The sequence below is a fragment of the Novosphingobium sp. CCH12-A3 genome (assembly GCF_001556015.1).
In the GTDB taxonomy this organism is placed as follows: Bacteria; Pseudomonadota; Alphaproteobacteria; order Sphingomonadales; family Sphingomonadaceae; genus Novosphingobium; species Novosphingobium subterraneum.
Genome location: NZ_LSIA01000088.1, coordinates 15,144 through 28,309, shown reverse-complemented (window position 1 = coordinate 28,309; position 13,166 = coordinate 15,144). Strand labels below are relative to the sequence as shown.

Genomic DNA, 13,166 nt, shown 5'->3' with positions numbered 1-13,166 from the left:
CTATGGCATTTTATCAGGAGGTTACGTTGATTGACTGCTTCTTTGTCCCGCGACATCTGGCCGCAGCGCTCGCCGATGCCAGTGCCGCCATTGCCCGGCTTGATGCCCGGATTTGCGCGACTTCGCTAGCACCTGCATGGACATTGCGCGCCAGCTGGACAGGCTATGCCACCGCCCTTCGGCTCCAGGCGTTCGAGATCGACGAAATCGACATTATTTCTCACGAATGTGGACTCACCCTGCCTGGGCGGCCGCCTATTGAAACCAACGCTGAGCCCTTCTCCGCTCTACAATCTTGGCAAGCAACGATGGCAGAGAAGACCGGGAGACACTGGCGCGAAGACCTGCCTTTCACGTTCGACTTGCCTATGGGATGGGACAACGCCCCTGCCCTCACCCGCGCATTGGCGTTGATTGAAGCATGGGTACGCAACGATCGTAGCATGGCGCCTCGGCTAGGATTGCCGACAGTGCTTCGCCGCATGGGGATCACTGTAGCTCCCCTGCCCTGCCTCGTGGTGGGCGACGCCGGTCAGCGTTTCGCGCACCACCCTCGCCCGGCCCTGCTCATGCGCCTGCTCAAGCAGATCCGCCGCGCAAGCGACGATGGCCTTGCCCGGCTAAATCGCCTCGAGGACACCGCGCGGCGCAGCGCCGCTGCTATCGCCGCCAAGAACCGCCCCGGCCAGCTCGCCACGCTCGGTCGCATCACCCTCACCCGACCGTGCCTCGCCGCGCGCACCATCGCCCCCCTCCTCGGACTCACCCTCTCGGGTGCGGGCAAGCTGCTGGAACGCGCGACAAGGCTCGGGATTCTGGTAGAGGTTTCCGGACGCGCTACCTGGCGCACTTACGTCACGCCCGATGTCGCGCTTGCCCTCGGGCTGGTGCCGGCCACTCGCGGGCGCCCACAGGCGTCGCCTGCCCCCTCGCCGGCGCTCGACACAGTGCTCGCCAAGTTCGATGCGGAAATGGCCCAAATCGATGCGCGGCTGGCCAGTTTTAGTGGCATTGCCCCTGAAACGGCAACAACTGATTGATATTGAACCGTAAAATTGAGGCTCGCGCAAACACCCCTCAGAGCGCCAAAACCGCACCCATTATGGGTAAGGGTGCGGCGGGCCATTCAAAGCGCTGTACCGGCTTCTGAGGGCAAAATTGGCGATTTGAAGTCTTTTGGCGGCCAATCCGCCCCCGAGGATCACGCCAAAGGCCTTAACAGCCTTCGCCGGCCCCCTTTTGCCGCCAGCTGCTCTCCTCGTCCCTCACCTGGTGCCTCAGCCCCAATGCGCGTCAAGGATCGCCCTGAGCGCGGCCTCGGCATCTTCGCGCGAGGCCCCTCCCCGGTTCAGCAGCGTCAGCCGGATGCCCTTGCGATCGGCCCCCTCCACGCGAAGCACGGGCTTCCCTTGTGCGTTGGCAACGACTTCAGGCTTTCCTGACTTCTTGGGGGTTCCTGACTTCTTGGGGGGGTCTACCGCAACAGTTAGCGCCTTGATTACATCCAGAACCGGCATTGCTTGGCCAGCTTGCTCCTGTTCCGATGCAAGGCGTTTTGCCGCCTCAAAGGCCCTAGCCTTTCTATCATCTGGCTTGAGCAAAGCTTTGAGGGAAATTGCATTACGAATGCCAAGGCCTTGAGGCTCGCGGAATGCAACGAGCACTTCAGCAGGCAGGCGAGCCAGATCGAGATATCGGGTCAGCCAACTCTCAGAGACCTTGAGGCGTTCGGCCATAGTCTTCTGACGGCCCTCGTAATAGAGATCGAGCGCCCGCAGATAATCCCTTGCTCGCTCAAAGTCACTCAGGTCGTCGCGGGCCCGGTTCTCGATGTCTGCGAGGCGGAATGCCTCTTCGTCACCAATCTCCCTGACGTCGACCAAAAACTTGAATTCAGGATAATTGTGTGACCGAAGCCAACTTATTGTCCAGTGCCGGCGCGCGCCGCAGATAACCTCAAAATCGTGCTGAGGGTCTCCGGTCAGACGGCGAACAATCGCAGGGATCTCCTGCCTCCCCTGCGCCTTGATACTTTCGATCAAGTCAGCACAGCGCTCTTCATTCAGTAGGGCATAATCTCGATTGTGACCGTCCCACATCCTGCATCGACCGGGATCGACCAGTTCGTGCGTTCTCGTAACGATTGCGCCCGCAGCAAGGTCAGCCAAACGATTGGAACGCCCGGTCAGAACGTTCGAGGCGATGTTTGAGCGTCGTTGAACAGGCTCATTCGACAGGTCGATTCCTGCTGCCAAGTCCGCTGCAAATCCGCTGTTCTTTCTGCTCATCCGAGCCTCCCTGCCCGGGAATTGCACGCGTGCAATCTCCCGCCCAATTGCTCAATTGCACGCGTGCAATTCACCTCGGTCATGCCAGTGCTGCCCTACGAAGACGCGCCTGATGGCTTGGCCACATCGATCTTATGTCGATTTCAATCTCTGAATTCACACCGTCCAAGTATCCAAGGCAGCGGTTCCGGACTGCCGAACTCGTTGCAGGACCATCCAGTTCATAAACGGTCATCAATCGCGCAGTGGCGTTATCAATTTCGGCCGAGTCCTTGAGTGGCGTCCATACCATCGCGTGCCCGAACAGAGTCCGCATCAGTTGCAGCAACTCCTTCTGCATCGACTTGTTTTCGTCGACCTTCGAGCCGACAAACCGGAGAAATTCCAACTCCGGCGCCAAACCGCGCTCCGCAAGCTGCTCGATCGTTTCATCGAGCATGGACAAGAATGCGGCTGTTGACGAGAAATCCATGACCGTAGGGGGTACGGGCACGACCAGTGCGTTTGCCGCCCTCAACACCGACAGGGAGATAGCTCCGAGCGCTGGTGGAGGATCCATGACAATGACATCGAACCGGTCGGATATGCTCTCGATCCCCTCCTTCAACCGGTCGAGAAGCGTGTCGCTCCCGCGAGCCATGCGTGCTGCCAATTCATACTCTGAATTGAACAGGCGCAGGTTCGCGGGGATCAACTCCAGTCCATCGAAATGGGTCTTGCGCAACGCATAGTCGAGTGAGCTGCGCTCCCCTTCACGGAGGAAAGGATACAGCGTATCGTCCTCATCCAGATCGAGGTCCGGGACATAGCCAAACAGGGTTGTCGCCGAAGCCTGGCTGTCGCAATCGACAAGAGCCACGCGATACCCTTTGATCGCCAGATACTGGGCTAAGTGAACTGCTAGCGTCGACTTCCCCACGCCGCCCTTGAAGTTCTGAACTGCGATAACGCAGCAGGGATCTTCGGGCGCACGATACGGCCTGGTTCCGAATACCCCCCGCATATCGTTAAGCTGAGCCAGCGTGTAGCGTTCTCGCCGATTGTTCTCGGTTCGCGCTGGTTCGGGAAGGCGACCGTCCTTCTCCGCATCCCTGATCGCTGCAGGCGTTCGCCCGACCAGTTCTGCTGCTCTGCTTATCGTGAAGGTTGGCTCTCGCCGCTCATTGGCCCGGGCATTGCGGGCAGAATCCCTCAGCCGCTCAAGCACCGACGAAGCGCGACTTGCAAGAGCAGCAACCGAAACTGTCCGCTCAGCTTCCTCAATCTCAAGTCCATTCGACATAAGCACGCCTTTCGCAACTGGGCAATGCGTATATCAACTTTCGATTTTTTGGAAATGAAATCCGATCTTTCGAAAGTTCAGGCACGATGTCGGGCAATTTTGCCTCAGAACGGGGCTTATCCTGACTCGATGGGGGATGGAATTGCACGCGTGCAATTTCCTAGAGCCTTGGCGTGCGGCGCGCTGCTCAACTAGATCGGAAAGCGCCTCGTTAAGGTGCGCCTGAATATACTTCGTCGGGTATCTATCTGAAGCAGAAAATGCACACGTGCAATTACCCCTAGGGGCGTCCCCTGCGGTTGAACCAACCCTCGCAAAATCCCTTCCACGCGGCCGTAAGCTTCGCGCCACGTAGCTTGACCAGCCTGGCTCCCATATGGTCACGAAACCCATTTGCTATCAGGTCCACGTCCCAACCTCCTCCGTACTGGCGACCGATCACTAGCAGTTCGTCATGTCCATATTGAAGAGAGCCTGACGGAAACGCTTTATCCAGAACCTTCCCATCGCTTATCTCCGCCGGGGGCTGCGGAGCTCTGGTGTTGTCGCTTGGGACAATCGCCTCGACCTTACCTGACCGTCGTTCCTTCCGGCCAGCTGAATGACGGTCCAACTCTTCCACGGTATCTAGAACTTCCGGCGGCCCCTTCGGCTCAAACCTGAACTCGATCTCGGTCACTGCGCGACCCTTCCTGGTCTCCTTCCAGTCTACCCGGAAGTGCGCCAGCTGATCGATCTCTGCTTTCGCCTTCTCAAGTACCTTGCGCCTCAACTGGGCGAAATCTGCATAGACGTCGGGAGGAATTCCAAGAGCAGCTCGCAAAGCCGCCATATCACCTTTCCAAGTCGCCTGCCGACGATGGAGACGCAGTGCACCGATCTCGTACAGCTTCAAGGCATAGTTCGAGCGGAAGCCAAGAACAGCTTGCCGATTGAGCACTGCGTATGTCTCTGAGGCTTGGATCAATTGCCGCGCATCAGGCGTGAACTCCCATTCAATCCATCCAGCCTCACCGCCATCTTCTTCAGTCTCCTCGCGTGAGCGAGATATCAGCGAAAAGAGGGTGGTCGCTTTCTTCCCGCGCCAAGATCGATCATCAATTGCAAACAACGTGCGATGAAGCTCCTGGAGCATGTCCGTGATACGCTCGTTCCCCTTATGGCCGCGGCGGATATCAGCCTTCCGCATCCGGTGTGGCCTGTCTTCCCATGCATCGCCGCCCGCTGTGAGGATCATCAGTGCCAGTAAGCGAGAGGCGGTAAGGCTAAGTGATTCGCCTTTGACGAACTTGACCTCGATAATGTTTCCAGGCTTTGCGAACTCGTCGCCACCCTTAGCCTGGAGGGCAGCGGCAACGCGCATCGCACGGCCACGAGATACCGCAGCCTCGCTTTCCTCGGAGATGCCTAGTGGGCCGGGATCGGTTTCCATGGCATGTACGCCTCAAGAAGGGACTCAGAAGGTCAATAGCTGCCTGACCTGACCTAGGTCGTCAAGTCAGGTCAGGATAAGCCGGTTAATGCGCCCCCAAGAGGTCAGGATAGATTGATGGAAGGGGCAGCAAAAGACCTCGGAAAACGAGCGAGTCGCAGAGAAACAGCAACGATAGCCAGAATGATCGACCGGCAGGCGAGCCGTGCACAAAATTATGCTAACCCATCGGCGTTGAAACGCCTTGCGTGCGAACACCCCCAAGAGGTCAGGATAGCCCCAAGCAGTCAGGACAATCCCCCCACGTGGACAGGCTTGCACCCCCACCAAGTCAGGCCACATCCCCCATTCGGTCAGGAATTATGCCGCAACCCACTGATATGAAAGGTATAAATCAGCTCTGAATCTGAATCATTAGAATCCAGAATCCCTCCGCTGCAAGCAGCGGCGCCATTCAAATATGATTCGAAGAAGAGGGGGAGAGCGTAAACACGCAAGAAAGAGGCAAGCGCTTCCGCCGCCGCGTGCTCATTCACCTGCCGAGTGGCGTCAGGAACCTTCCGGCCCACTGCTACTCTCTCTTGCGGGATGTGAACCAGCTGGAGGGCTGATACCTCGCATGCCAAACTCACACCTCACCAATGTCGCAGCAGCTATCGTTCTGCAGTTTCAAGGCAAATGGAACGGCGCTCAAGGAATGTGCCGATGCCCCGCTCACCACGACCGGACACCTTCGCTCAGTGTCACGATCGGAACGAGGGCAGTCCTGTTCCATTGCTTTGCAGGATGCACCAATGAGGCAGTGCTCGATGCGCTTGCCATGAATGGCATTCGGCTCCCCAATTTGTTCACCGACCGGGTCAGAACCTTTCCACCATCGCTGCCAGCGGTTGTGTCCCCGAACCGCAATGCGGTGCGATTGTGGCAGGAGTCACACCCGCTATCAGCGTCACTTGCGTTCCAGTATCTCCACAACCGGGGCATCACTACATCGAGCCCGGAACTCCGCTTTCACCCTTGGACCCCGATCGGTCCGAAAGCTTCGGTCCAGTTCTTACCAGCGATGCTCGCCGCAGTGCGCAGCGATACTGGGATCATTGCAATCCACCGCACCTTCATCGATCCCGCAACCGCGACAATCGCGTCGGTGGACGCTCCGAAACGGGCCTTGGGAAGCCTTGGTCCGGGCGCAGTACGCTTGGGCTGGCCCTTCGAGCGCAAGCTGGGATTAGCTGAGGGCATCGAGAACGCACTAGCTGCCACCCAGTTGTTCGGCATTCCGTGTTGGGCCACGCTTGGCAACGAGCGGTTTGGCAGAGCCGCTATTCCAGAAAGCGTGACCGAACTGCACCTATTCCTCGATGCCGACGTCGGCGGACGCCTGGCTGAACGCAGAGCCCGTGAAATCCACACGCGTCCGGGTCTGACGATCGTGTCGCGATCACCGGAGAGAGAGGGGCAGGACTGGAACGATGTTCTTAAGGCCAGCCCAAAGGCGGCTCGCTGAATTATCCTCCAAAGGAGAGAGGGGAAGGTGAGGGCGAGGCGCCAGCATGACCAGGAGCCTCGTCAGGAGGTCTCGTGTCCAATTCCCTGCCATTGCTTGTCGACCAGTGCCCGGAAGAACTGCCGGTGCTTTGGGTAGCGCGATCGATCGCCGACAGCATTCTTGCCGGCGCACGCGTAGATCGTCCCAAACTCAACGCACTGATGACGCACGCGTTTGGTGGCAGCGACGCCCAAGGACGCTGGAATGTCCGCGATGCCCACGCTGCCGTGGAGATCGGACAGGTTCTGTGGCTGCGAGATCCTTCCGCCCCGGCCGTCACATCTGACCCGCTGACAGTGGCAGGCCTCTTCGATAGGTCTGCCTCACTCTTGCCCCGCCAATACGTACGGAGCGAGGAGCAGATCGAACTCCAGCAATTTGCAACGCCACCGCGCGTTGCCTGGCTGGCTGCGTGCGCCGCCGGTATCACGACTTCCGATTGCGTGCTCGAACCGTCGGCCGGGACCGGTATGCTAGCCGTCTGGGCGCAAAAGGCCGGATGCAGCCTCGTTCTCAACGAGATCTCACCAGCGCGGCGGGCGTATCTCGCGCAGCTCTTCCCGGGGGCGCAGATTCGGGGCCACGACGGCGAACTGCTCGACGATTTTCTTGAGCCATCGATCAGACCCAGTGTCGTGCTGATGAACCCGCCATATTCACACGGGCTCGAACGAGGACATGATACCACGACCTGCACCCGGCATCTGCGTGCGGCGTGGAAGCGTCTTGTACCGAACGGACGCCTTGTTGCGATCCTGCCCGAATGGTTCGACACCCGCGCTTTTCTGGCCTCGGTCAAGGGACCGGCCGCTTTGCGGGCCAATCTCGCGCTTGAAAGGGCATTTGTCGCACAAGGAACGTCGATTACGACCCGGCTGATCGTGCTCGACAAGATCACTTCGGACGCGAAGCCGGTTCTCGCCCGAACTGCAGACTTCAGGCAGCTCTGCACATTGGTGGGCAACATCGATCGCCGCGGCGAGGTCGCACGTTGTCCGCTTCTTCCAATGCAGCAGCCAGTACGGCTGACACTTGTGCGCAGTGGGGCCAGCAGTGTCCGACCGCTCCCACCCGCCCGATTAGCCACCGATGAAAGCGCAGTGCCCTGCGCGTTCGAGGCGCTGGAGCAGCCCGCGCCGGTCCCGGAGCAGGTCGGCCATTATCTGCCTTACCGTCCAAGCCGGATCCGGATCAATGATGCTCGTGACCATCCGACGGCGCTCGTTGAATCCGTCGCCATGGGGTCCATCACGGCACCTGTTCCTTCGACCGTTCCGCGATTGCCGAGTGGCTTGATCGCAAGGGGAGGGCTGTCGTCGGCGCAGGCAGAAACGTTGATCTACGCCGCCAGTGCGCATGCGCGCGATCTGCCAGGCAAGTTTCGGCCTGAAGACAAAGGCTGCACGCTGGTCCCGGATCCGGATGGGCAGAGCTATCGGCTCGGCTACTTTCTTGGCGACGGCACCGGTGCAGGGAAGGGGAGGCAGGTCGCGAGCGTCATTCTTGACCGATGGGTCCAGGGTGAAAAGCGCCATATCTGGGTATCGAAGAACGAGGCGCTGCTCGAGGATGCGCGGCGCGACTGGTCAGCGCTTGGCGGACTCCCGATCGATGTCCAACCCCTCGGACAATGGAAGCTCGGGCACCCTGTCACGATGCGGGACGGGATCCTGTTCGTAACTTATCCCACCCTGCGTTCCGGCCGTGCTGATGCAACGCGGTTGGAACAGATCCTCGCCTGGGCCGGCGATGATTTCAATGGCGTGATCGTCTTCGATGAAGCCCACGCCATGGCCAATGCAGCAGGAGGGGAGGGCTCACGTGGCCGAACGAAAGGCTCCGAGCAGGGCGTTGCCGGCGTGCGCTTGCAGAACCTGCTTCCTCGGGCGCGTGTGCTCTATGCTTCTGCAACAGGTGCTTCGGACATCAACAACCTGGCCTATGCCACGAGGCTCGGACTGTGGGGCCCGGAGACGGCATTTGCCAATCGCGAAAGCTTCGTCACCGATATCCGGGCCGGCGGGATGGCCGCCATGGAGCTCGTCGCCCGCGACCTCAAATCGCTTGGTCTCTACACCGCCCGGGCCTTGTCATTTGCCGGTGTCGCATATGAGATCCTCGAACATGCGCTGACGCCGGACCAGATCGCGATCTACGACGCCTATGCCGAGGCCTGGGCTGTCATTCACGGGAACTTGCGCGAAGCGCTCGAAGCGACGCGGATCGTGGACTGCGATGGCGGCGGCACACTCAACAGCAGCGCCAAATCCGCCGCTCTCTCGGTGTTCGAAGGCACCAAGCAGCGCTTTTTCGCGCAACTGCTGCTGTCGCTCAAGCTGCCCAGCCTCCTTCCGGCGATCGATGGGGCGCTACAGCAGGGGCATGCCGTGGTCGTCCAGCTCGTCTCGACGGCGGAAGTGATGCTGGATCGCCGTCTCGCCGATCTTTCCGATGTCGAACGCGAAGCCCTCGAGATTGACCTGTCGCCGCGCGAGGCGGTGGTGCTCTATCTGGAAAAGAGCTTCCCGGTGCGCCTCATGTCGGTGTTCACCGATGAAAACGGAAATCCTCGCTCGGAACCGATGTACGACGATGCCGGCCATCCAGTCCTGTGCCGGGCTGCGGTTGAGGCACGTGACCGGATGATCGAGCAGCTCTGCGCGTTGCCGCCGATCGCGCCCGCGCTCGATGCGATCATCGAGCGGTTCGGCGTTGATACCGTAGCTGAAGTGACCGGGCGCAGTCGAAGGCTCGTCGTAGGCACGGACGGCAGGCAGAAGCTTCAGACGCGCAGTGCCCGCGCCAATCTTGTTGAAACGCAGGCCTTCATGGGCGGCGATAAACGCATCCTCGTCTTTTCGGACGCCGGCGGAACAGGGCGCAGCTATCACGCAGATCATTCTGCGAAGAACCGTGCGCGGCGTGTGCACTTCCTGCTCGAGCCGGGCTGGCGCGCGGATGCCGCCATTCAGGGGTTGGGGCGGACCAACCGAACCAACCAGGCATCGGCCCCGCTGTTTCGGCCAGTGGCCACGGACGTGCGCGGTGAGCGCCGCTTCATTTCGACAATCGCGCGTCGTTTGGACAGCCTTGGCGCGCTGACGCGCGGACAGCGCCAGACCGGCGGCCAGAACCTGTTCGACCCTGCCGACAATCTCGAAAGCATATATGCCAAGGAGGCGCTACGCCGCTGGTTCGGGCTATTGTTCCAAGGCAAGCTGGAAGCGGTTACCCTGGCGCGCTTCACTGAACTGACCGGCCTCGAGATCGAAGCGGCTGATGGCACGTTGAGCGATGATCTCCCGCCCATCCAGCGCTGGCTCAACCGCATTCTCGCGCTGCCGATTGCATTGCAGAACGCGATCTTCGATGAGTTCCTCGGCCTTGTGGAAGCGAGGGTCGATGCCGCACGCGCTGCGGGAACGCTCGATCTGGGCGTGGAGACCATCGCGGTCGAGGATATCGCGATCGTCTCGGATCGCATCTTGCGGACCGATGCCACGTCGGGCGCGACAACCCATCTGCTGGAACTCGACATCGCCCGGGCGCTCAAGCCGCTTTCGCTGGATCGGCTTGATGAACGCCATGGAAGTGCCGACTCAGACGGTCGTACGGTGCGCAACACGCGGTCCGGCCGGGTGGGCCTCGTCGTGCCGGCCCGCAGCCTTTTGTCGGACGAGGGCGACCGTATCGCCCGGTTTGAACTCGTCCGGCCGCTCAAGCACACCTACATCTCCGCCGCCGATCTTGCCGAGAGCAATTGGGAGATGATCGACGCGCCAACTTTCCGCGAGCTGTGGCAGGCAGAGGTTTGCGAGGCGCGGGACGTTGTAAAGCACGATCGGCTTTACCTTGCGACCGGGCTTCTGCTGCCCGTGTGGGACAAATTGCCCGGCGATTATGTCAGGGTAAGCCGCATTGCCGCACGCGACGGCCGGTCCTTGCTGGGGCGCGAGGTTCCGGCAGCCCATGTGCCCGGGCTGCTCAAGGCACTCGGCCTCCACGGCGATATTGCACTGCCGCCGCAAGTGGTGCTCGATACCGTTCTCACCATCGGTCGCTCAATGGAATTGCATGGACCCGACGCGCTGTCGCTCAAGCGCAGCCTGGTAAACGGCAGTCACCGGCTTGAGCTGGGTGGCTGGTCGGCTGCGCGGCTCGACTGGTACAAGGCGAGGGGCTGTTTTACCGAGATCATTCGCTTCCAGACACGCCTGTTTGTTCCGCTTGAAACCGCTTTGGAGGTGATTTCGGCGATCTCTCGCGGTTGATCTGCTTGCCAGAGGCATTTTTCTGACATAGATTTCAAACGTGTAGTCGAAACTGGACTGCGCCGAGGCCTGAGAACCTCGCTTGATGGAATTTTTGTTCTGCTGCGATCCGCAGCCGGGTTGCCGGTGCGTATGTCCAAGCCCGTCAGGGCTAAAGGTGTCGGCGCGTGCGCTTCAAGCGCGTTCTCAGAATCCGGCTGTTCGCCGGAGCGTCTCGCTTGTGCGGGGCTTCGGCATCTTGATGACGCGGACATTTGAACACCTTTGCGGGCAAGGCCAGCGATGAGCGAGGCGCCGTTTCCCGCGCTGCTCCCGCTCGATGCAATCTCGGCCTCGCTCATCGACGAGATGTACCGGGCCGAGCGTCCTTCGCTGCTGCGCCGCATTGCGAGACGGACCGGCATCGATTCTGCAGAAGACATGTTGCACCAGGTCTTCGTGCGAATGGCAGGGCGGGGCATGACCGTCGCCGAGATCGAAGCGCCCAGGGCATTTCTCGCCGAAGCGTCGCGCAATGCTGTGCGCGATCAGGCACGCGCTGCCCAGCGACATAGCGCCGACAGCCATGTTTCCATTGATGACGTAGATATTGCCGGGACTGATCCGGTTCGTCATCTGGAAGCGCGCGATCGCCTGCGCCGGCTTGAACGCGCGCTCGATCGGCTCAAGCCCATGACACGGAATGTGTTTCTTGCACGGCGGCTCGATGGCTATAGTTATGCCGAGATTGCCGAACGGACGGGGTTGAGCGTGCGTGCTGTGGAAAAGCAGATGAGCCGGGCAATCCAGCAGCTAGCAAGGCATATGCGCGAACCATGACCGAAATCACCAGGGACACGATCCCGGATCATATCCGCGAGGAAGCGGCGCGGTGGCTGGCCCGGCGTGAAGGCGACGAGGCGGGCCAGAGTGATCCGGCGCTTCGGGCTTGGCTGGGGCGCGATCTGAGGCATCGTCTGGCCTTTGCCGAAGCCGAGCGGATGTGGCGGGAAAGCCTGCTGCTCGCCGATAGTCCCATCGGCAAGGAGCGCAGCCTGCACCGCGCTCCAGTCCACATGCGACGCACCACCCACCTGGCCGTGGCGACGTGCGCAGTGCTGCTGGTAGTGGGCGCGCTGTCGGTGCGGCTCGTCGCCGGCAATCCCGTGATGAACGTCGGCAGCGTGGTCGAAGCGCGCACCTATCAGACCGGACCTGGCGAAACGCGTACATGGCGACTTGCCGACGGCACGGATCTGACTCTGCTTTCGGCGAGCCGTGCAGTGACGCGGTTCGACCCGCACGTGCGCCTGCTCGACGTGCAAACCGGCCATGCGAAAATTCGTACCCGGACCGGGGACTCGCGCATTCTGGACGTGCGGGCCGCTGGCGCGCATCTGCAGACCAAGGATGCCGATCTCGAGGTAGAGGTGACTGGTGGAACGGGACGGATCGATGTTGTCGCTGGGCTAGGCAAGGCCATCGGTCAGGATGGATCATCCCGTTCGGTCGGGCCGGGCGAGGGGATCAACAGCGAACAGAAGACCGTCGCGTCCAAGGCGACTTCCGGAGATGTGCAATCCGCTCCGCCGTTGGCAACAACGCGCGAAATGACGGTGGGGCAGGCGATTGCGTTGCTCAATCAGCGCAATGCGGTTCAGCTCCGTCTTGCTGTGCCGGCAATTGCAGAAAAGCGCCTGGCGGGTGGCTTCCGTACCGATGATCCGGACAGCTTTGCGCGGACGCTCGCGCTCTTGAACAATCTCGACGTTGAGCGCGCGACTGGCACCATCGAGCTCAAGAGCAGGCAATGAGCACGTCTGGTGCAAGCTTTCCTTCGCCCGGGGGCGCCGACCCTTCATTCGAACTGAATGTGGGTTTGGTGTTGGAACGTGCTCTCAGGTTGGGTGCCGCCGACGAACAGATCCATGCCTGGTTCACCAGCCACCAGCTGTCGGATTGGGGCGTAACCGCGCAAGAGCTTGTGCAACGAGGGCAGATCGCGGATGTACTCGACGAGCTCGAAAGGATGGCTGAGGGCGTATTCTCGTGAGCGTGCGTCGCCGGCATTTGAAAACAAGCATTGCTTCGTACCCGCTTAAGCTCCCTGTGTCGGTCAAGGAGGCAGCGGCGCGCCTGGCAAAAGAAGATGGCGTTTCGCTCAATCAGTGGATTGCCGTGGCGATCGCGCAGAAAATCGGCCTGGTCGAGACTCCATCCGACTTTCTGAAGCGCTGGGCATGCAAGGCCAAGCCTACGGACATGCTGCCGTTTCTTGATCGCGCCAAGCGTGAAGCACCATCAGCGGGTGATGAACTATAAGTCCCCGATTTCGGAGCGGACCCAATTCCACGTTGAATCCTGA

At 60.6% G+C, this 13,166-nt stretch carries 10 protein-coding genes; 7 read left to right on the top strand and 3 right to left on the bottom strand.

Translation table 11 applies throughout. The features are described 5' to 3' along the window. The first annotated feature begins 482 nt into the window (after positions 1–482). Positions 483–1,040, top strand: a complete 558-nt coding sequence (locus AX703_RS28245; RefSeq protein ID WP_231735415.1) for a hypothetical protein — start codon at positions 483–485, stop codon at positions 1,038–1,040. 237 nt (positions 1,041–1,277) lie between these two features. Here the strand turns inward: AX703_RS28245 and AX703_RS06845 are convergent, their stop codons facing one another. From AX703_RS06845 to AX703_RS06835, 3 genes are all read right to left on the bottom strand, one after another. Then, complete coding sequence (locus tag AX703_RS06845) at positions 1,278–2,288, bottom strand: ParB/RepB/Spo0J family partition protein (protein WP_062343399.1); 1,011 nt, start codon at positions 2,286–2,288, stop codon at positions 1,278–1,280. Between the two features lie 79 nt (positions 2,289–2,367). After that, complete coding sequence (locus AX703_RS06840; protein ID WP_062343398.1) at positions 2,368–3,570, bottom strand: AAA family ATPase; 1,203 nt, start codon at positions 3,568–3,570, stop codon at positions 2,368–2,370. A 280-nt stretch (positions 3,571–3,850) separates the two neighbouring features. Next, positions 3,851–4,933 carry a replication initiation protein gene (locus tag AX703_RS06835; RefSeq protein WP_062343404.1) on the bottom strand — a complete coding sequence of 361 codons (1,083 nt, stop codon included), beginning with the start codon at positions 4,931–4,933 and terminating at the stop codon, positions 3,851–3,853. 871 nt (positions 4,934–5,804) lie between these two features. Here AX703_RS06835 and AX703_RS26500 point away from each other — a divergent pair. From AX703_RS26500 to AX703_RS06805, 6 genes are all read left to right on the top strand, one after another. After that, entirely contained in the window at positions 5,805–6,509 is a 705-nt protein-coding gene (locus tag AX703_RS26500) for a toprim domain-containing protein (protein ID WP_231735413.1), read from the top strand. 74 nt (positions 6,510–6,583) lie between these two features. Continuing rightward, positions 6,584–10,822 (top strand): strawberry notch-like NTP hydrolase domain-containing protein, encoded by a 4,239-nt coding sequence (locus AX703_RS06825; protein WP_369820996.1) that lies wholly within the window; start codon positions 6,584–6,586, stop codon positions 10,820–10,822. A 282-nt stretch (positions 10,823–11,104) separates the two neighbouring features. Beyond that, on the top strand, positions 11,105–11,641 hold the full coding sequence (locus AX703_RS06820; protein WP_062343396.1) for an RNA polymerase sigma factor: 537 nt from the start codon (positions 11,105–11,107) through the stop codon (positions 11,639–11,641). After that, positions 11,638–12,615: a FecR domain-containing protein gene (locus AX703_RS06815; RefSeq protein WP_062343395.1), complete on the top strand. Its 978-nt coding sequence runs from the start codon at positions 11,638–11,640 to the stop codon at positions 12,613–12,615. Before AX703_RS06820 ends, AX703_RS06815 begins: the two co-directional genes overlap by 4 nt. Beyond that, positions 12,612–12,854: a hypothetical protein gene (locus tag AX703_RS06810; RefSeq protein WP_062343394.1), complete on the top strand. Its 243-nt coding sequence runs from the start codon at positions 12,612–12,614 to the stop codon at positions 12,852–12,854. The genes AX703_RS06815 and AX703_RS06810 overlap by 4 nt, the downstream gene beginning before the upstream one ends. Then, positions 12,851–13,123, top strand: a complete 273-nt coding sequence (locus AX703_RS06805) for a toxin-antitoxin system HicB family antitoxin (RefSeq protein ID WP_231735411.1) — start codon at positions 12,851–12,853, stop codon at positions 13,121–13,123. The genes AX703_RS06810 and AX703_RS06805 overlap by 4 nt, the downstream gene beginning before the upstream one ends. The last annotated feature ends 43 nt before the right edge of the window (positions 13,124–13,166 follow it).

What these genes read in the sequence shown, in the direction of transcription:
- AX703_RS28245 (WP_231735415.1), top strand. Translation starts at nt 483, where the DNA reads ATGGGGATCACTGTAGCTCCCCTGCCCTGCCTCGTGGTGGGCGACGCC.
- AX703_RS06845 (WP_062343399.1), bottom strand. Translation starts at nt 2,288, where the DNA reads ATGAGCAGAAAGAACAGCGGATTTGCAGCGGACTTGGCAGCAGGAATC.
- AX703_RS06840 (WP_062343398.1), bottom strand. Translation starts at nt 3,570, where the DNA reads ATGTCGAATGGACTTGAGATTGAGGAAGCTGAGCGGACAGTTTCGGTT.
- AX703_RS06835 (WP_062343404.1), bottom strand. Translation starts at nt 4,933, where the DNA reads ATGCGCGTTGCCGCTGCCCTCCAGGCTAAGGGTGGCGACGAGTTCGCA.
- AX703_RS06820 (WP_062343396.1), top strand. Translation starts at nt 11,105, where the DNA reads ATGAGCGAGGCGCCGTTTCCCGCGCTGCTCCCGCTCGATGCAATCTCG.
- AX703_RS06815 (WP_062343395.1), top strand. Translation starts at nt 11,638, where the DNA reads ATGACCGAAATCACCAGGGACACGATCCCGGATCATATCCGCGAGGAA.
- AX703_RS06810 (WP_062343394.1), top strand. Translation starts at nt 12,612, where the DNA reads ATGAGCACGTCTGGTGCAAGCTTTCCTTCGCCCGGGGGCGCCGACCCT.